The following is an 18,354-nucleotide window of genomic DNA, read 5'->3' on the forward strand; positions in this document are numbered from 1 at the left end:
TAACTGCAAGGAGGTTTACCATGACAACAATTAATCAAACTCTTTGCGGGCACACTCAGAAATAGTCACTCTCGTTAGTTAATCTATTTTCTTAAATTTGCCTGCTAATCACCTTATTTTTCAATTAAAAATGAGTTAATAGCTTATGGGCAATACCTTACATACTGTGGATCAGCAAGTTAGCTACATCGCCACAGAATCAACATGGATTGAAAGTAAAGCAATCCAACAATTACAAACAACCGCAAACTTACCTGATATGGTATCTGTTGTCGGCATGCCTGACCTACATCCTGGTCGCGGGTATCCAATTGGCGCTGCATTTTTCTCTACCAAACGTTTTTACCCTGCACTGGTTGGTAATGACATCGGTTGTGGAATGGCGCTGTTTCAAACGGATATTAAAAAATCGAAAGTTAACCTCGATAAACTCGAAAAACAACTTTTTGAAATGTCAGATCATGCGCCTCTATCTTGGCTTGAAGAACATGTCCCAGATAACATGCAATCACATGACTTTATGTCATCACTAAGTTCTATTGGTGGCGGGAATCATTTTGCTGAGTTTCAAGCCGTTGACGAAATATTAAACCCAGAATTATTCGGTATGAGTGGCTTGAATAAACAACAATTACTGTTATTAGTTCACAGTGGCTCTCGTGGTTTAGGCCAATCAATTCTTCGTCAACATGTAGAAAGTCATAGCCATGATGGGCTTATAGATAGCTCTCAAGATGCTAAAAATTACTTAGAAGCGCATCAAAATGCCTTAGATTTTGCCCAACTAAATCGCCAAATGATCGGTTTACGTATGCTGCAACAAGTAAAATCAAAAGGTAAGTGCGTACTCGACCTTAATCATAACCTAGTTGAACCCTGTAAAATCAATGGTATTGATGGGTGGATACATCGAAAAGGCGCCACACCATCAGATCGCGGGCTAGTTGTTATCCCTGGTTCTCGAGGTGATTACAGCTATCTGGTATCCCCACAACCAAGTGAAGTTTGTCTGAATTCTCTTGCCCACGGAGCTGGTCGTAAGTGGATGCGAACCGAGTGTAAAGGCCGTTTATCACATAAATATACACCAGTTCAATTATCAAGAACGGCACTAGGTAGCCGTGTTATTTGTGCAAACAAACAATTGATTTACGAAGAAGCCCCTCAATCTTATAAATCTATTGATACTGTAATTGAAAGCATGGTGAATATTGGCATCATCCAAGTTGTTGCACGACTTAAGCCGGTTATCACCTATAAAACCAGTGGAGATTGCTCATGATATTGCTACAATTTTCCGCTGCTCAGGGGCCTGAAGAGTGCTGTATTGCTGTTGAAAAAGCCCTTGCCCGCTTTCTACAAGAGGCTAAAAAATATTATGTCGCTTATGACATACTGGAGTCATTCCCCTCTAAAAAGGGATTAAAATCTGCATTAGTTTGCCTAGAAGGTGAAGATGCAGAAATATTGGCCCAGTCTTGGTGCGGTACAGTCCAATGGCAATGCCAAAGCCCTATAAGGCCACGACATAAACGTAAAAATTGGTTTTTGAGTGTCACCCGCTTTTCTCCCATTAAACCAATTGAAGAGAGTGAAATTGAGTTTGAGTTCACTAAATCACAAGGGGCTGGAGGGCAACATGTTAATAAGACTTCATCAGCAGTTAGAGCTAAGCATGTTGCTACGGGAATGACAGTTAAAGTTCAATCTGAACGTAGCCAACATGCAAATAAAAAACTCGCAAAACAATTAATACAATGGAAGCTTGATGAGTATCAATCGAAACAATCAAATGCATTAGATAAACAGCGCCATCAATCTCACTATCAAATTGAACGAGGAAATGCGACTATGATTTTTGTAGGAAATGAATTTAAACGATTAATGTAAAATTAGTGCCACTTCGAATTAGAGGTGGCACATAATTTAATGCAATATTAGACAATATTTAATGATTCTATTTTGAAAGTAAATTATTTAAAATCATAAAAAATCGAACTATTCAATTTAGAGGAGTAGCAACCCACTTCAATAACCGAGCAATGCTCTTTTGGCATTGGAAAATAATTTACATTTTGTATTAATGATGACATATCATTATTAGAATTAATCATAATAGTATCGCCAATGTTTTTCTCACTTAATTCCTTCAATGCTTTTTCTAATTGTCGATTATACTCCGTCACACTAATACCTTGTTGAGATTGTTTAGAACCATAACCAAAATTATCAGTATTGTTCATTTATAAACTCCTTTTTATATAATTTAGTCACACAGTAGAAAATACAATTTATAATTTAATATTAAAAAACTAAAGTTCAAATAAAGTTAACATCAAGAAAAATAAAAAATCAAACAAATATATTAAAATAGCTATTATAAAATTTATTATGTGTATAAATAATGAGAATACTTCTATCAGCCACCTCTATAAGAGGTGGTAATAGCCTGAACGGGTTAAAGCCTTTTTTCGATTAAAAACCACCCCGCGATACTTTCGCGAGTTTGTTCTGTCGGGAGCACTTCATGAGGAAATTCTTCTGACATAAAAAAGATAATACGACCTGCTATGGGTTCTAATTTAAACAATTGATTATCATCTTGGTCATAGACAACCAACTCGCCACCATCGCCATGGTGCCATTGTTCATTCATATATAGAACTGTCGTAATTTTTCGTCGGCCGACACCTCTTGGATTATCCACGTGTTTCTTATAAAAACCACCATTTGGATAACGGCAAAAATGTGTTTCAAAATCACGTAGACCAAGATAAAGCTGACAGTTAAGTTCTTGCCTGACCTGCTCCATTTTATCGAGATAATGGACTATTGAACTTCCCATTTCAGGCTCTAACCAAACCGTTTGGTCGCCGCGAATCGCTTTATTGCCTTGTAATGAGTCCCGATGTCCAATACGTGCGTCTTGTAATGTATTGGGTATGCATTGTTTTATCCTTTGGATATCTGACAAGGTCAGAAAATCGTCCCACACATACCAGCCTTGTGAGGAAAGCGAATCAATAAGTTTATTAATTGACATGATGAATGTTAGGAAGGTTACTCGGTAAAACTTTATACGGCAAAAAGATGTAAAAATAAAATTAAAAACTTGAATCCTGATAATGAAAACAATCAATCAATACCAATCACTAAAAATATAATGTTAATTATCATAAAGTAAGTAAAAATCACAATACTCACACTTATCATTCAACCATACAATAAAATTAAAAAAGGTATTCAACTCTATGTTGAATACCTTTAATTCAAGAAGTAAAACGATTAGTTAGCTTAAATGCCTCTATAAGTACTGCCCTGTTCTATCTAAACCACCATAGTTATGGTGAGTAATACTCTTCATTTTTATTGATAATTCTATTACAGCACTCATTTTATCAGGCATAGAAAAAGAAGCCATTTGCTCGCTAATGGCTTGCTGATTACTAGCTTGGACTAATGGCTTCAATCTAGCTTCTTTATATTCGCTATTTATTTGATTTGTTAGTTCCATAACTCTAGTTAACGCTTTTTGTATTTTAATACTCTGATTATTGAAACTAATAATGTTACCCTTTGCTGAATCAGATAGTTTATTTTTTGTTTTATGTGACACTATTGAAGTTAAATTAACCATACTTATTCTTTCATTCATCGTAGAATCATCTTCAGGATTTAGTTCTGAACCACCAATAATATTATCCGTTCTAATTTTAATTGTTTTATTCACTAGTTTGAGTGTTCTTTGGTATTTTACCTTACTAATTAAAATCTCTTTTAATTTACCTTTCATTTCTCTTACTAATGGTTCTGACGATACTCCATCATCTGTATACTTTCTTTCTTTCAACTCTGCAATTTCTTGTCTTAATGAGTCCTCTACGCTTTTTATTTTTTTTATTCGATTTTCTATTGATAGAAGTAATGACTCAACTTCTTTATGCTTTTCATTGTTATTAATATTAAAATTAGCATCCATATTTTTATACCTTTGGTGTGTTAATAAAATAAACCTGACATGTACAGAAAAAATGATACATGAGTAGATAATAAATAACTAATTTAGTATTTATATAATACAACAGACATAGACCTAATTTAATTATCATAACAATAATAAATAATTATCGAGTTAATTTTTTATTGTTATGATAATAAATATCACCGAATTAACTATCAGTGATATTTATTGTTAGCAATATGAATTTTATATATTTTCTAGCCGTGCGTAAGACGCCACCAGCCACTTAATTCCTTGGCCTTGAAAAGCAATTTGTAGGCGACAGTGTTCCCCACTTCCTTCGAGGTTAATAATCGTGCCTTCACCAAATTTAGGGTGCATGACACGCTGACCTAGAGCATAACCTGAATCATTTTGGCTAATCGGTGTACCAAGGCGCTGATGGCTAACTGGTCTTGAAACCTGCGCTCTCAAGCGAACTTCCTCAACACACTCTGTCGGCAACTCGCCAATAAAACGAGAAGGCCTGTGATAAACCTCTTTGCCATATAAACGGCGGCTTTCTGCATAAGTAATTGTGAGTTTTTCCATTGCACGGGTAATACCCACATAAGCAAGACGACGCTCTTCTTCAAGACGACCGCTTTCATCCATCGACATTTGACTTGGAAACATACCTTCTTCCATGCCCACAATGAATACAACTGGAAACTCTAGGCCTTTAGCTGAATGCAAAGTCATTAATTGAACAGCATCTTGGCTGACATCCGCCTGCCCATCTCCAGCTTCCAATGCCGCATGAGAAAGAAAAGCCTGCAATGGCATTAAGTCTTGGTCTTCGTCTTGATAGCTGAAATCACGGGTTGCATTGACTAACTCTTCCAAGTTTTCAATACGAGCCTGTGCCTTTTCACCTTTTTCTTGCTCATACATCGCACGCAAGCCTGAGTCATTGATCACTCTATCTGCCTGAACATGTAATGGCATATCTTGAGTTTCTTTGGCTAACGCATCGATTAATTCTAAGAAACGCTCAATTGCGGCCGCTGCACGACCTCCCAACACCTGCTCGCGAAGTAAGTACTCACAACTTTCCCATAATGTTAGTTGTTGATCCCGTGCAGTTTGGCGAACAGTATCTAATGTTCTATCTCCGATGCCACGGGTTGGTGTATTTACCACTCGTTCAAAGGAGGCATCATCATTACGATTTGCTATTAATCTTAAATAAGAAAGTGCATCTTTAATCTCTTGGCGCTCAAAGAAACGTTGCCCACCATAAATACGATATGGCATTGCACCTTGAATGAGCGCCTCTTCCAATACACGAGACTGGGCATTACTACGGTACAACATGGCGCAATCTTGTAAGGCTCCACCATTTTCATGCCATTGTTTGATGCGGCCAACCACATAACGCGCCTCATCTAACTCATTAAACGCACAGTAGAGGGATATTGGCTCGCCATCTCCGCCTTCCGTCCATAGATTTTTCCCTAAGCGGTCACTGTTATTCGCGATCAGTGCGTTCGCCGCTTTTAAGATATTATTCGTTGAACGGTAGTTTTGCTCTAGACGGATAGTTTCTGCGCCAGGAAAATCATTGAGAAAGCGCTGGATATTTTCGACTTGTGCACCACGCCAGCCATAGATTGACTGGTCGTCATCACCAACAATCATGACTTTGCCTGTATCTCCAGCAAGTACACGGATCCATGCGTATTGGATATTGTTGGTATCTTGAAATTCATCGACAAGAATATTGGTAAAGCGCTCACGATAATGCTGCAATACGTGAGGTTTGTTTAACCACAATTCATGGGCTCGTAATAATAGCTCAGCAAAATCCACCAGCCCGGCTCTATCACAAGCTTCTTGGTAAGCTTGGTATACCTTTAACCATGTGGCTTCAACTGGGTTACCATAGGCTTCAATGTGCTGAGGTCGCAGACCTTCATCTTTTTTGCCGTTGATGTACCACATCCCCTGACGTGGCGGCCATTGTTTTTCATCTAAATTCATCGCCTTAAGTAAACGACGAATTAAACGGTATTGGTCATCACTATCTAGAATTTGGAAGTCTTGTGGTAAATTGGCGTCCATATAATGTTGGCGCAATAAACGATGCGCTAAGCCATGGAATGTCCCTATCCACATACCGCCTTCACTAGTACCAATCAATTGATTGATTCTATGGCGCATTTCTGCCGCTGCTTTGTTCGTGAACGTCACTGCCATAATTGAAAATGGAGAAGCATTTTCCACAGACATCAGCCATGCGATTCGATGCACTAGTACCCGAGTTTTACCACTACCAGCCCCCGCAAGGACAAGTAAATTGGTACGCGGTGCGGCAACCGCTTCGCGCTGTTTGTCATTAAGGCCTTCAAGCAGATAAGAGACGTCCATAGTTACCATCAAAGCAAAACAGTGGCTAACACCACTGTGAGGTTGTTGACAATGGCGAATGCCACTGTTTTTTTATACAGTAAATGATTATACCAATGATAAGAGAGAATCCAACCGCGAAATTTCCACGTGTGGCAATAAACGTACCTCTTTCTCTTCCATCAGTGTTTTTTGATTTGTGTTGATCCAGCAAGCTTGCATGCCACTGTTAATTGCACCTTCAACATCCGTTAGCAAGTTGTCGCCAACATGAAGAATAAATTGTGGCTCAATCTCAAGCCGCTTCGCAGCTAAACGATACATATCACAAAATGGCTTAGAGCGGCCATCTGGCCCCGCTTTCAAGACAAACTGAAAATACTGGCCTAACCCACACGCTTCCGGTTCTGCATTTCCATTAGTAATCGCCACCAGCGGAACTTTTTCTGCCAGCTGGCACAGTGTTTCATGGGTAGATTTTGGGACATCAATTCTATTTCGCCAATAAGTGAAATGCGCCATGATGTCATCCGCTCCTTTTTGTGCGGCTTCTTTTGAGTAGCCATAATGGCAAAACATCATTTTGGAAGAAAGCCAACGCCAGCGTGATATATCATGATAGATATCAGGCTCTTGCTCTTCGACAAGGCGACGAAATGCATAAAGGTCTTCATTACTAAAATGATTAAAACGCGGATCATATTCACGGACAAAACGTAAAACTTCTTCTTCCGTTTTATCAATAACGGGATGGTTATCATAAAGCGTATCATCCAAATCAAACGTGATCGCCAGAATGGGTGATAACGGACGGTAAAAATGCATTAAGGTTTCTCCCTCTTTGCTCTTGGATGAGCCACATCATAAACGTTTGCTAAGTGCTGAAAATCAAGGTGCGTATAGATTTGTGTTGTCGATAAATTTGCATGCCCAAGAAGTTCTTGCACCCCACGTAAATTCCCACTTGATTCAAGGATATGTGTCGCAAAAGAGTGGCGTAATTTATGCGGGTTAATGTGGCTATTAACCCCTTGTTTTATACCCCATTGCTCAAAACGTTTCTGTACGTTCCGATTCGAAATACGTTTACCACTTTGGGTTGAAATAAAAACAGCGTCATCTTCTGGCTCATAGAGCTCTCGCATCTCAAGCCAACGTTGTAACCAACTCACCGCTGTTTTCCCCATTGGCACTCTGCGCTCTTTACTTCCTTTCCCCATAACCCACACTTCACCCGTATTTAAATCAAGATGGCGAACATCCAGCCCAACTAGCTCAGATAAACGTAACCCTGCGCCATACATCACTTCAAGCATCGTTCGGTCACGTACGACAAGCGGGTCACCACTCTCCATATTCAAAAGTTGGGAGACTTCATCCACATCCATATTTTTAGGAAGACGCTTTTTGGATTTAGGGGCATGAATGGCTTTTGCGGGATTTGCGGGTAATTCCCCTTGGTGCACCATCCAATCAAAAAAACTGCGCAGTGATGATAACCGCAATGCCATACTTGCGGCTTGTAAGCCCGATTTACGACTTTTAGCGGCAACGTTGCGCACAATCGTTGCATCAACTTTTTGCCATTCGTGGATATTTAGTGAGACTAACATTTCCACAATTACACTCAATTGGCGACGATAATTAGTTATCGTGACAGGGCTTAGCCGACGTTCAACACGCAGATAATACAGAAAGGCCTCAATTTGGGTCATCAGCCCTTCAGGCTGATTTTTTATAGGCGTTCTATCCATTGGCATAATAACCTCGGTAGAATTTGAGCGACTTTCTCCAACATGACCGTTCCCATACCATGTTGATAATGTTCACGATCCCGACTAGTAAAGATGACCATACCGGATTCACCATGCTGACCAAACAGTGAAATAGCAACTGAGCCGACATTTAATGCATCAGGTAAAAGTAATTGGATTTCAGGGCCATTCAACCGACCGAGGTAGTTACGTTTATCGCCAAATCGTTGAATTCTCACGGGTTCAAATACACGACGCGAAATAACTAATTGATGTGCATCCAAAGGGGCAGACAAATGCCAGCTGTCACTAAACAAACGCACCTGAGCACCGGATAAACCCAGTTTTTTTGCCCAACGATTTAGCGCTAGCAGCATTTGCTGTAAACTTTCTGCTGATGACATTTCAATCACCAACACTAGTAATTCATCAAAAAGCTCTACATTTTCATGAGCTTGCTCAACCATAAAACGAATATCTTGTTCGAGCTCTTTGATTTTCAACCGTTGACGACTCATCACTAACTCAGGTAATGAAATAGCTTCCCGCACGACATGGGGTACTTTTAGTTGTTCCAACAGTTGCGCATTACGAAGAAAAAAATAGGGGTTTTCCGTTAAGTAGCGCACGACATCAAGCTCATCAATTTGATGAGTCAATTCCTGTGCTTTTTTGGTTTTATCCATTTTTCCCTCTTCGGCTATTCAAAATTATAGTTGAATGACTCCATCATAAACATGTGTTGCAGGGCCTGTCATGTAAAGTGGCGAACCAGGGCCTTCCCAGGAAATATCTAATGAGCCTCCCGGTAAATCGACTTTGACCCGCTTCGCCAGTAGCCCTTGACTAATTCCAACCGCGACAGCCGCACATGCTCCACTACCACAAGCTTGAGTTTCCCCAGCCCCACGTTCATAAACGCGCAAGCGGATGTGGTCAGCACTGATAATTTCCATAAAGCCAATATTGGCACGTTCTGGAAAGCGCTCATGATTTTCTAAAGCAGGGCCTAAAACCTCAACTTCTGCCGTATGAATACTTTCAACTTGAATGACACAATGCGGGTTACCCATTGAGACCACTCCACACAACACTGTACGTTCTTGTGCTCGAATAATATAGGTCTTTTCTTCTTTAACTGCGCGAAATGGCACTCTCTGTGGTTCAAAATCAGGCACGCCCATATTAACGCAGACATCATCATTCTCATTTATAGTTAACGTCATACGGCCAGATTGAGTACTGACTTTGATTTTTTGCTTATTCGTTAAACCTTTAAGCCTGACAAAACGAGCAAAACAACGCGCACCATTGCCACATTGTGCAACTTCACTACCATCTGCATTAAAAATACGATAATGGAAGTCAAGGTCAGGGTCATAAGGTGCTTCAACCAATAGTAGTTGATCGAACCCAACACCTGTGTGTCTATCCGCTAACCGACAAATCAATTCAGGCGAAAAATATACATTTTGTGTAACGCCATCGACAACCATGAAGTCATTGCCTAAGCCATGCATTTTAGAAAATTGCATTTCACGCTCCATAGAGGTGGCTTACTGATTATTTGTTGTTTGAGCAGGCTCTTTGGCAGTACTGTCTTGTGCGGTAGGTTGCACATCAGATGCCTTAGCCGGTGCTGCAGTTTCTTCCGGCGGAAAATACAACGGGCCTTTTAAGCCACAGCCAGAAAGGGTAAATAAAACAACTAGTGCACTAAGCCCAATTAAACTTTTTTTCATTCTTTTTCGCCCGTATTACTCACTTTTGACATCTGATAATTTACACAATAACAGGAGTGGCCTTGCAAATCACGCCTGTTTATCTAGCATGCTGATATTATATACTTTAGGCTAAATTTAGTCTGAAGTTTTTAGTGGGCATGCTTAGATTGACCCCAATGCAAATTCCCTCCTATAATTTCAGCTAACAATAATAATTTCAATTAACCCATTGTGAGCAAACAGGAAATTAATCGTGAATGACAGCGAATTTCATCAGCTAGCAGAAACGCTACTGAGCACCATCGAAGAGCATTTAGATAATTATGAGGGTGATGCCGATATTGATTGTGAAATCAATGGGGGTGTGATGACTCTTAGCTTTGAAGATGGCAGTAAAATTATTATCAACAAGCAAGAAGCATTCCACCAAATATGGCTAGCGACTAAACAGGGTGGGTACCATTATGATTATCAACAAGGTAATTGGGTTTGTGACCGCTCTGGACATGAATTTAAAACTAAATTAGCTGAGGCAATTGCCTTTCAAAGCCAAGAGCCCTTTTCATTTTAAGCATTACAAGTTTCGAAGGTGGGCAGCACGCTATACTGCCTGCCATTAATATCAATAATAGTGCGCTTGTGGGTGCGGTGATTGGTTCGAGTGCATTTCATACCCAACGTCATCATCTTCTTCCGCTGTGAATGGCCATGTTGCCCCGGAAAATGCAACAACTTGATTTTTACCATCTTGATTAATGATTTGGTAAAATTGCGGTAAATTGAAATTGATAAAGTTTGCGCCATAGGTAAACCGGTCATGGGAAGAAGAATAGAATTTACTCACGTCACGTACAAGATCTTCTTTCGACCCCTCACAGTGAGAATAAATTTCAACCCGATTCGCCTCATCTAAAACATAAATATTAAAACCGGTATTATCTGGCGTATTTTCAAAGAAAAACTGTACGATCCCTTCACTCGCATAGCCATCAACAACTGCAGGTAAATGGTTATCACTCTTAGCCTGAAGTTTAACGGGCCAGCCATGTAGTTTGTTATGGGAGATAGCCCCGTAGAACTCAACCGCATTCTCAAGTTTTTGTACCGATACGTTCAGACGCTCAAAGAATAAACCCCAAGTCTGCCCCGCGATACGCAATGCTTTAAAACGCCCTGGGTCATTTCGGTTGCTTGACAAACGCAATTCAACACACTCAGATACCAACTGTTGTACACGAGTACGAATCAACCCACGTAAGTGCTCACTATAACAAAACACCTCAACCGCTTCAGGAGGCGATGCATCTTGATGCATTTTCCCTAAAATGGTTTTAAGTGCTTCTAACATGCACTGTTCTCCGCTGAAATGTAGCGTTCTTACCTCATTCCACGAATTACGATACAACAAGTCAATACTACCAATCAGGCACTGTTGTGATTCCCCAAAACTGAAAATATCCAGTTTTCTAAAATCAACATGAACGACTTGCTCAGAATATACCTGTGTTGGGTCTTTTTCTAAGTTAACAATGATTGCAAGATGGCGAATTTCACATGGACTATAAAGCGCTTTTGGCGTTGGGGCGGGTAATCTGATAGGGAAATGACTTGAAACATCGTGCATCAATTCAAGCAGTTTTCGTTCATCACACTGGGATTTCCCATTATGCATGTAAACCTGAGTAGTCTCAGTTAAAAGGCCATTAAAATACGCCCATGCCACTAATTTATTTAAATAGCGGTTATATTCAAGAGGTTGATGACCAATAATGGCATCAATATTTGGCGCTTGGTTATACAAATACCAACCACTACGGTTAGCTCGCCCCTCTGGCACATAAATAAAGGTTAAATGCGCTTCGCTCAAATCAGGTGAGATTTGTGGATTAACTAACGTCACCTTACCCGGGAGAGCCTCGAAAGCCGCATATAATTTACGGGTTAATACCCCAATATCTTGTGGGCTCGCACTAACACTTAAATTATTTCTACGGGCAAAGCGAATGAGGTTACGATAGCTTTGCATCATCGTATCAAGTAACTCGTTATGTGCCTCACGGACACGCTCAATTTTCCATTGATTGCGTGTATCGAGTATCGACAAACGCTCTGATCCCCATCCCCATGATTCAACCAATTGAGACAACACATCACGGCGCCAACCTGCACAAGTATTACCCTCTTCTTCAGACAGTTTTTCGCATACTTTTAGGTAGAAACAACGACGGATAAGGTCAAGACGGGTTAAATCATTAATTTCAGTCAGGTAACGTGTCACACGCTCTAACATTAAGCAGTATGAGTCCAAGCCATAACACACAATTTCGCCTGCATGTAAATGACGTTTAAACTCCATGGCTAATAATTTACCGTTAGGGTAATCCCATGAATAGGATTCCAGTAAAATACTCTTCAATACCGCTTTATAAGGGGAATCAACACTTTTATACAACTGCCATAGGCTTGCACCGAAATATTCCGCGGCAGAAAGCTCACTTAACCCGCCTAAATCAAGCCATTCGTTCGGTGTTAGCACTCCTTGTGCATATAACCCCATAACATATTCATCGTAATGCTGTTCTTCTTCAACTGGCACCATGGTCCACAGCAAACGTTTACCCGCCATACGTACAGCGGTTCGATAAAATTCATCTAACAATAGGATGTGTTGCGTTGAACCACAGTTTTCCCCACCAATATGCCCACTGGCATGATGACGAAAACGATTTTCATCGATTAAAAACACAGTGACATCAATCCCTAAAGATGCTGCCCACTGTTCAATTAAGGTGCATTTTTTTTGCAAAAAACGTTTTTCTTCGTGGTCCAACCAAGAAGGATGACAAACCCAAACGTCGATATCTGAACACTGGCTTTGCCCAACAGATGAAGTGCTACCCATCGAATAAATGCCTGTAATCGGTAATTCACCGTTCGCTTCAGTTTCAATCGTGGGCAAAAAACGTTCAAAAGGTGCCAACCATTTTTTTTGCTCTGTATCAGGAGAGAAAAAGCACACACCATGAGGGACATTACCTTCAATAAAACCAGGCATCATGGGATGATGATAATGAAACAAGACAGGCAGCAAGCTATAAACCTTCGAGAAGGTTTCACTCATAGAAGCTGTTGCACGTTCTAACCGTAATTGGTTTATTGCATCCAGTCTTTGTTTTAAGGTTTCAATATAGAGATACAAAGGTTACGCCTGATTGAATGAAAGTAATACAAACCTGAGAATTTCCCAGCACCCAACAGATAGAGATAGATTTAAAATAATTTTCAAATGGATTGTCGGAAACGTGATCAATTTAACACCTTGCATCAAAAGGGTAAAGTAGATCACATAATTTTACGCGCTTATTTTTGATACAAAATGCTTTTCAACATATTGTATAAAAAGGCTTTTTATTTTTTAATCTGTAAAATATCCCTTGTTTTTCAATGGAATAATTTCTTTTTACTCTGTTGTTTAGTAAAACAGCAAAACCGAACGATATTAAGTACAATACGCACAGCGTCTGTGCTTACACGCTTCAACACGAATTAATAGAAAACACAGATTGTTCCACACAAAAAATAGCACGATAAGCTAAAAAAATTGCTTAATAGCTATTCTAGGTCATCTCATTTTGAATCACTTTCTTGCATCATGGTAGAAAAAGTAAATCGGCTATAAACAATTCAGAGCACGGTTTTGCACCCAGCTGGAAAAAATATCCTTAACATGTTAAAACTAATGTCAATTGTATGGTTAATCTGCGGCATTCTTCGCCAGAGAAAACAGTAAAATGACATCAACAAATATCGTGCGTATTGCAACGCGCAAAAGCCCTTTAGCCCTATGGCAAGCGCACTTTGTCAAAGACAAATTAGAACAGCTTCACCCGGGCTTGCAGGTTGAATTAGTGCCTATGGTGACAAAAGGCGACATTATCCTTGATACCCCTCTTGCTAAAGTTGGCGGAAAAGGGTTATTCGTCAAAGAATTAGAACTTGCCTTGTTGGAAGGACGCGCAGACATTGCCGTTCACTCGATGAAAGATGTCCCTGTTGAATTTCCTGAAGGCTTAGGATTAGTCACGATTTGTGAACGTGAAGACCCGCGAGATGCCTTTGTCTCAAACCACTACGACAACCTTGATGCATTGCCAAAAGGCAGTATCGTCGGGACATCGAGTTTACGTCGTCAATGCCAATTAAGGGAACTCCGCCCTGATTTAGTCATTCGCGACTTACGTGGCAACGTAGGTACACGCCTATCAAAATTAGATAGCGGTGAATATGACGCCATTATTTTAGCCGTTGCTGGGTTAAAACGCTTGGGGTTAGACACTCGAATTAAAACTGCTCTTGCTCCTGAGCAATGCTTACCTGCAGTTGGCCAAGGTGCTGTTGGTATCGAATGCCGTTTAAATGATAGTAAAACCCGCGAATTACTCGCGAAACTCAATAATGACTCAACATCAACCTGTGTTCTGGCTGAACGTGCGATGAATATGCGCCTTGAAGGCGGTTGCCAAGTTCCGATTGGCAGTTACGCTATTTGGCAAGATGACAAAATATGGCTACGAGCCTTGGTGGGAGCGCCAGACGGTAGTGTAATTATTCGTGGCGAACGACTCGTTTCTCCGAGTGAAGCTAATCAAGCGGGTGTATCATTGGCTGAAGAATTACTTGAGCGTGGTGCAAGGGAAATTCTGGCGGATGTTTACCAAGGAAACCCGCCTGCATGAAGGTGCTTGTCACTCGCCCTGAACCAGCAGGTTCGGAGCTGATCACAGCAATCACCGCTAAAGGGGGAGAAGCCTTCGCTTCCCCTTTAATTCGCATTGGACCCGGTGCTGAATTAAATACCCTTATACCTCAACTTGATAGCCTTACTGCGAATGATTTAGTCTTTCTTTTATCTAAAAATGCAGTCGAATATGCAAATTTAACGCTTGAACAAATGGTGCGTAGCTGGTCAGATAAGTTATCTTACTATGGAATTGGCCGCTCTACAGGGCAGTATTTTCAACAAGTAACAGGAAAAAACATCAGTTGGGCTGAACAAGGTGAAACCAGTGAAATACTACTGACACACCCTGAACTTCAATTTCTCGAAGGGAAAAACGCTCTATTATTACGAGGAAATGGCGGACGAGAGCTTCTCGCATCAACATTAAGGGCTAGGGGCGCAAAAGTCAGCTATTGTGAATGTTATACAAGGCATCCTGTTTACTATGAGAGAGCCCTGTTCAATCAGCAATGGTTTCAAACGGGTATTACAGATGTTGTGATCACGAGTGGTCAAATGCTAGCCTTGTTAGATGAATTAATCACTGAAGAATACCAAACTTGGTGGTTTTCCCGCCGCCTACTTGTCGTCAGTGAACGGATTGCAGACCAAGCCCGCAGAGGCGGATGGCAAAAGGTCTGTGTAGCTAATAGCGCAGATAATAATGCTTTATTAGAAGCATTAATTTCAATCGATATGGGATGCTAATTTATGACGGAACACGATAAAACAACCGAGACGGTTACCCCAGAAGCTGGCGCAGAACAACAGCGCCCAAAAACTAAACCTTCTTCGGAACAAAAACGTTCTGGTCTGATAGGCGGTGTAATTGCTATTGCTATTATCATCGCTATTGGTGGCGGATTATACTATTTTACCCAACAAAGCACTGCCACTTTAGTAAATGAAAACAATGAATTAAAACAAAAATTAAGTGATTTAATCGAACAACAAAATTCAGACAGGCAACGGTTAAACGCATTAGTTGCGGCTAATGCTGAAATAAAAAGCCATTCTCGTGAATATGAAGAGAATCTCAACCGTCGCATGCAAGAGCTGCAAGCACATGTCACAGCATTATCCAGCGCTGATGTTAAAAGTTGGCTCCTCGCACAAGCTGATTTTATGGTTAAAATGGCAGGAAGAAAGCTGTGGAATGATCGCGACCCTGTGACCGCAGCAGTTCTGTTAAAAAGTGCTGACTCAAGCTTAGCCGAAATGAATGACCCGAGCCTACTCGACATTCGTAAATCAATTAACAGTGATATGGCTAAATTAGCCGCAATCAACCAAGTTGACTATGACGGCATTATTTTACGTTTAAACCAGCTCAGTAATGAAGTGGACAACTTACGTTTAGCGGATTTAAACAGTGGAGATGCGAAAGTTGAAGATAACGCGGACGTCAGCGAGGATATTTCGGATTGGAAACAAAATTTGGCTCGTAGCTGGAAAAGTTTCGCGAATGACTTCGTCACCGTACGCGCTCGTGATGGATCAGAAGCGCCACTTCTGGCTCCAAACCAAGATATTTATCTACGTGAAAATATTCGCTCTCAACTATTAATTGCAGCACAAGCTGTGCCACGTTATCAAGAAGCCACATACAAACAGTCATTAGAACAAGCTTCGACCTGGGTGAGAGCCTATTTTGATACTGAAGCGCCTGAAACTAAAGCCTTTCTATCAACCATTGATGACCTAATCAATCAGCCGATTGATATTGATATGCCTGATACTTTAGAAAGCCAAGAAAAGCTAGAAAAAATCATGCAAACACGGGTTCGTAGCTTACTTTCTCAGTCGTCAGACAACACAAAAATTAACGATGGTGCTGTTGATGCCGCAGCGGATACGACTGAAGTGCCAACAGAAACGGCGACAGATACCGCAGTTCCCGCCACGGATACGCAAAAAGCAGAGTCCGCTGACAATCCGCACCCTATTGAATCAGCAAAGCCTGCTGGTAATAGGGGGTAATTATGATAAAAGTCTTGATCCTATTTATAGTGCTTATTGCAGGGATAATCTTAGGCCCATTATTAGCGGGTCACCAAGGTTATGTTTTTATCCGTACAGATAATTATGACATCACGACCAGTGTAACTAGCCTCGTTTTGGGCTTTATTTTGCTCCAGTTTGTGCTGTTATTCCTTGGTTGGTGCTACCGCCGCTTTATCAGCACGACATCACGTACCCGAGGTTGGGTAAGTGGTCGTAAATACCACAAAGCACATACCCAAACACAAAAAGCGCTGCTAAAATTAGCAGAAGGTGATTTCGAGCAAGTTGAAAAATTAATGAGCAAACATGCTGATTTCTCTCAACAGCCGGTTATTAACTATCTAATGGCTGCCGAAGCTGCTCAACAGCGTGGTGATGAGTACCGCACTCATCAATACTTGGATAGAGCCGCTGAAGCCGCGGGGAGTGACCAACTTCCCGTTGATATCAGCCGTGTCCGTATCCAATTAGCGGAAGGAGAAGTCCATGCTGCCCGTAATGGCATTGATAAACTTCTCGACAAAGCGCCAAGGCACCCTGAGGTGCTGCGCCTAGCAGAACAAGCTTACTTACGCTCAGGCGCCTATCAGTCGCTGATTGAATTACTTCCTGTCATGGCTAAAGTACAGTTACACAATGAAGATGAGCTCGATGCATTGAAATTAAAGGCTTACAAAGGGTTGATGAACCAATATATGGCTGAAGGAGGTAGTGATGGGCTAAAAGCTTGGTGGAAAGCACAACCTCGCCGAGTTCGTCATGAAACCGCATTGCAAGCTTTCTTAGCAGAGCATTTGATTGAATGTGGCGATACTGCAAGTGCAGAAAAAATGATTATTGACGGTTTAAAACAGCAATATGATGAGCGTTTGATCCTGTTGGTGCCAAAACTGAATAGCGAACGCCCTGAAGTTATAGAAAAAACCCTTTTGCATCTACAGAAGCAAAACGGAGCCACCCCGTTGCTTAACAGTACATTAGGCGTTTTATCGCTACAGCATGCCCAATGGGACAAAGCTGAAAGCTACTTTAAAGCCGCTTTAGCACAACGTTTTGATGTGCAAGATGCATCATGGTTAGCCGATGCTTTTGACAGACAACATAAACCTAACGAAGCAGCAAAAATTCGTCAAGACGCATTAAACCATTCATTAAAACAAGAACGGAAATAATATTCTTGTTTGGCCTCATCTAAAAACTCCACTCATTTGGGTGGAGTTTTTTTATTCATAAACTTAATGGCGACTAATCTGACCTTCCCCAATAAAAACGTAAAAACAATTTAAATACATCGCGTTAACCGTATTAAATCATCATAAAAGGAAAATATGAGGTTTATAATTGGCAACATTACAGGTAAATAATTCAATGTTTAATCAATAATCATTATTAAGGATAAGGAAAACACACTTCGCTATGTTATAAAATAAACACATAGTGTATAAAGCTTTATATACATCTTTGCTTTGAATGAATTAGGGATATCGATATGAATGTAATTAAAACTATTTGGCGCTGGATTATTGCAACCCCAAACCGTTTACAAATATTCTTTGATCTTCTGCTGTTAGTATTATCACCTTTTGTTTTTATTATGATTATTGGTTTTAATACCGAAGATCTTAGTAAAGACATTTTCATTATTACATTCATTATCCTCTGCTATACCTATATTACTCGCTGGTTCAGTAAATGGTTTAGTAAAGGTAGAAGCTAATACCTATCTTATTTTCGGCCTCTTAG

18 protein-coding genes are annotated in these 18,354 nt (G+C 40.5%); 8 read left to right on the forward strand and 10 right to left on the reverse strand.

Annotated features, from left to right (window positions below; genetic code table 11):
* Positions 1-145 precede the first annotated feature (145 nt).
* Positions 146-1,282: an RNA ligase RtcB family protein gene (locus PSF09_RS06110; RefSeq protein ID WP_272664573.1), complete on the forward strand. Its 1,137-nt coding sequence runs from the start codon at positions 146-148 to the stop codon at positions 1,280-1,282.
* A complete protein-coding gene (gene prfH, locus PSF09_RS06115; RefSeq protein ID WP_272683623.1) occupies positions 1,279-1,890 on the forward strand; it encodes a peptide chain release factor H in 612 nt (203 codons plus the stop codon). The genes PSF09_RS06110 and prfH overlap by 4 nt, the downstream gene beginning before the upstream one ends.
* An 83-nt stretch (positions 1,891-1,973) precedes the next feature.
* Here the strand turns inward: prfH and PSF09_RS06120 are convergent, their stop codons facing one another.
* The 9 genes from PSF09_RS06120 to lptM all read right to left on the reverse strand — a co-directional run bounded on the left by PSF09_RS06120 (position 1,974) and on the right by lptM (position 9,845).
* Positions 1,974-2,243, reverse strand: coding sequence for a hypothetical protein (locus tag PSF09_RS06120; protein WP_272683624.1), 270 nt, complete (start codon positions 2,241-2,243; stop codon positions 1,974-1,976).
* 215 nt (positions 2,244-2,458) lie between these two features.
* A complete protein-coding gene (locus PSF09_RS06125; RefSeq protein WP_272683625.1) occupies positions 2,459-3,043 on the reverse strand; it encodes a 2OG-Fe(II) oxygenase in 585 nt (194 codons plus the stop codon).
* Between the two features lie 261 nt (positions 3,044-3,304).
* Positions 3,305-3,979: a hypothetical protein gene (locus PSF09_RS06130; protein WP_272683626.1), complete on the reverse strand. Its 675-nt coding sequence runs from the start codon at positions 3,977-3,979 to the stop codon at positions 3,305-3,307.
* Between the two features lie 228 nt (positions 3,980-4,207).
* Positions 4,208-6,370: a DNA helicase II gene (gene uvrD, locus PSF09_RS06135; protein WP_123382187.1), complete on the reverse strand. Its 2,163-nt coding sequence runs from the start codon at positions 6,368-6,370 to the stop codon at positions 4,208-4,210.
* Between the two features lie 87 nt (positions 6,371-6,457).
* Complete coding sequence (gene yigB / locus PSF09_RS06140; protein ID WP_210836671.1) at positions 6,458-7,174, reverse strand: 5-amino-6-(5-phospho-D-ribitylamino)uracil phosphatase YigB; 717 nt, start codon at positions 7,172-7,174, stop codon at positions 6,458-6,460.
* Positions 7,174-8,103, reverse strand: coding sequence for a tyrosine recombinase XerC (gene xerC / locus PSF09_RS06145; RefSeq protein WP_272664578.1), 930 nt, complete (start codon positions 8,101-8,103; stop codon positions 7,174-7,176). Before xerC ends, yigB begins: the two co-directional genes overlap by 1 nt.
* A complete protein-coding gene (locus PSF09_RS06150; protein WP_272664579.1) occupies positions 8,085-8,789 on the reverse strand; it encodes a DUF484 family protein in 705 nt (234 codons plus the stop codon). Before PSF09_RS06150 ends, xerC begins: the two co-directional genes overlap by 19 nt.
* A gap of 24 nt (positions 8,790-8,813) precedes the next feature.
* Positions 8,814-9,638 (reverse strand): diaminopimelate epimerase, encoded by an 825-nt coding sequence (gene dapF / locus PSF09_RS06155; protein WP_272664580.1) that lies wholly within the window; start codon positions 9,636-9,638, stop codon positions 8,814-8,816.
* A 21-nt stretch (positions 9,639-9,659) separates the two neighbouring features.
* Positions 9,660-9,845: an LPS translocon maturation chaperone LptM gene (gene lptM, locus PSF09_RS06160; protein ID WP_004906065.1), complete on the reverse strand. Its 186-nt coding sequence runs from the start codon at positions 9,843-9,845 to the stop codon at positions 9,660-9,662.
* A 235-nt stretch (positions 9,846-10,080) separates the two neighbouring features.
* On the opposite strand from lptM, the gene cyaY reads away from it, so the two are divergent.
* The gene (gene cyaY / locus PSF09_RS06165; RefSeq protein WP_210836677.1) at positions 10,081-10,398 is read left to right on the forward strand and encodes an iron donor protein CyaY; all 318 of its coding nucleotides are present in this window, start codon (positions 10,081-10,083) and stop codon (positions 10,396-10,398) included.
* A 51-nt stretch (positions 10,399-10,449) separates the two neighbouring features.
* Here cyaY and PSF09_RS06170 read toward each other — a convergent pair whose 3' ends face one another.
* The gene (locus PSF09_RS06170) at positions 10,450-13,026 is read right to left on the reverse strand and encodes a class I adenylate cyclase (RefSeq protein ID WP_272683627.1); all 2,577 of its coding nucleotides are present in this window, start codon (positions 13,024-13,026) and stop codon (positions 10,450-10,452) included.
* A 592-nt stretch (positions 13,027-13,618) separates the two neighbouring features.
* On the opposite strand from PSF09_RS06170, the gene hemC reads away from it, so the two are divergent.
* The 5 genes from hemC to PSF09_RS06195 all read left to right on the forward strand — a co-directional run bounded on the left by hemC (position 13,619) and on the right by PSF09_RS06195 (position 18,328).
* Positions 13,619-14,563, forward strand: a complete 945-nt coding sequence (gene hemC, locus PSF09_RS06175) for a hydroxymethylbilane synthase (RefSeq protein ID WP_210836681.1) — start codon at positions 13,619-13,621, stop codon at positions 14,561-14,563.
* Entirely contained in the window at positions 14,560-15,315 is a 756-nt protein-coding gene (locus PSF09_RS06180; protein ID WP_272683628.1) for a uroporphyrinogen-III synthase, read from the forward strand. The genes hemC and PSF09_RS06180 overlap by 4 nt, the downstream gene beginning before the upstream one ends.
* Positions 15,316-15,318: 3 nt before the next feature.
* Positions 15,319-16,587 carry a uroporphyrinogen-III C-methyltransferase gene (gene hemX / locus PSF09_RS06185; RefSeq protein ID WP_272683629.1) on the forward strand — a complete coding sequence of 423 codons (1,269 nt, stop codon included), beginning with the start codon at positions 15,319-15,321 and terminating at the stop codon, positions 16,585-16,587.
* A gap of 2 nt (positions 16,588-16,589) precedes the next feature.
* A complete protein-coding gene (gene hemY, locus PSF09_RS06190; RefSeq protein WP_210836686.1) occupies positions 16,590-17,783 on the forward strand; it encodes a protoheme IX biogenesis protein HemY in 1,194 nt (397 codons plus the stop codon).
* A 317-nt stretch (positions 17,784-18,100) separates the two neighbouring features.
* The gene (locus PSF09_RS06195; RefSeq protein WP_004906084.1) at positions 18,101-18,328 is read left to right on the forward strand and encodes a hypothetical protein; all 228 of its coding nucleotides are present in this window, start codon (positions 18,101-18,103) and stop codon (positions 18,326-18,328) included.
* Positions 18,329-18,354: the final 26 nt, after the last annotated feature.

The sequence above is a fragment of the Providencia sp. PROV141 genome (assembly GCF_028481645.1).
GTDB lineage: Bacteria > Pseudomonadota > Gammaproteobacteria > Enterobacterales > Enterobacteriaceae > Providencia > Providencia rettgeri.

Coding starts and splice junctions, on each gene's coding strand:
- PSF09_RS06150 (WP_272664579.1), bottom strand. CDS start 8,789: ATGGATAAAACCAAAAAAGCACAGGAATTGACTCATCAAATTGATGAG.
- dapF (WP_272664580.1), bottom strand. CDS start 9,638: ATGCAATTTTCTAAAATGCATGGCTTAGGCAATGACTTCATGGTTGTC.
- PSF09_RS06110 (WP_272664573.1), top strand. CDS start 146: ATGGGCAATACCTTACATACTGTGGATCAGCAAGTTAGCTACATCGCC.
- PSF09_RS06130 (WP_272683626.1), bottom strand. CDS start 3,979: ATGGATGCTAATTTTAATATTAATAACAATGAAAAGCATAAAGAAGTT.
- PSF09_RS06125 (WP_272683625.1), bottom strand. CDS start 3,043: ATGTCAATTAATAAACTTATTGATTCGCTTTCCTCACAAGGCTGGTAT.
- hemC (WP_210836681.1), top strand. CDS start 13,619: ATGACATCAACAAATATCGTGCGTATTGCAACGCGCAAAAGCCCTTTA.
- hemX (WP_272683629.1), top strand. CDS start 15,319: ATGACGGAACACGATAAAACAACCGAGACGGTTACCCCAGAAGCTGGC.
- uvrD (WP_123382187.1), bottom strand. CDS start 6,370: ATGGACGTCTCTTATCTGCTTGAAGGCCTTAATGACAAACAGCGCGAA.
- yigB (WP_210836671.1), bottom strand. CDS start 7,174: ATGCATTTTTACCGTCCGTTATCACCCATTCTGGCGATCACGTTTGAT.
- PSF09_RS06120 (WP_272683624.1), bottom strand. CDS start 2,243: ATGAACAATACTGATAATTTTGGTTATGGTTCTAAACAATCTCAACAA.
- xerC (WP_272664578.1), bottom strand. CDS start 8,103: ATGGATAGAACGCCTATAAAAAATCAGCCTGAAGGGCTGATGACCCAA.
- lptM (WP_004906065.1), bottom strand. CDS start 9,845: ATGAAAAAAAGTTTAATTGGGCTTAGTGCACTAGTTGTTTTATTTACC.
- prfH (WP_272683623.1), top strand. CDS start 1,279: ATGATATTGCTACAATTTTCCGCTGCTCAGGGGCCTGAAGAGTGCTGT.
- PSF09_RS06195 (WP_004906084.1), top strand. CDS start 18,101: ATGAATGTAATTAAAACTATTTGGCGCTGGATTATTGCAACCCCAAAC.
- PSF09_RS06180 (WP_272683628.1), top strand. CDS start 14,560: ATGAAGGTGCTTGTCACTCGCCCTGAACCAGCAGGTTCGGAGCTGATC.
- hemY (WP_210836686.1), top strand. CDS start 16,590: ATGATAAAAGTCTTGATCCTATTTATAGTGCTTATTGCAGGGATAATC.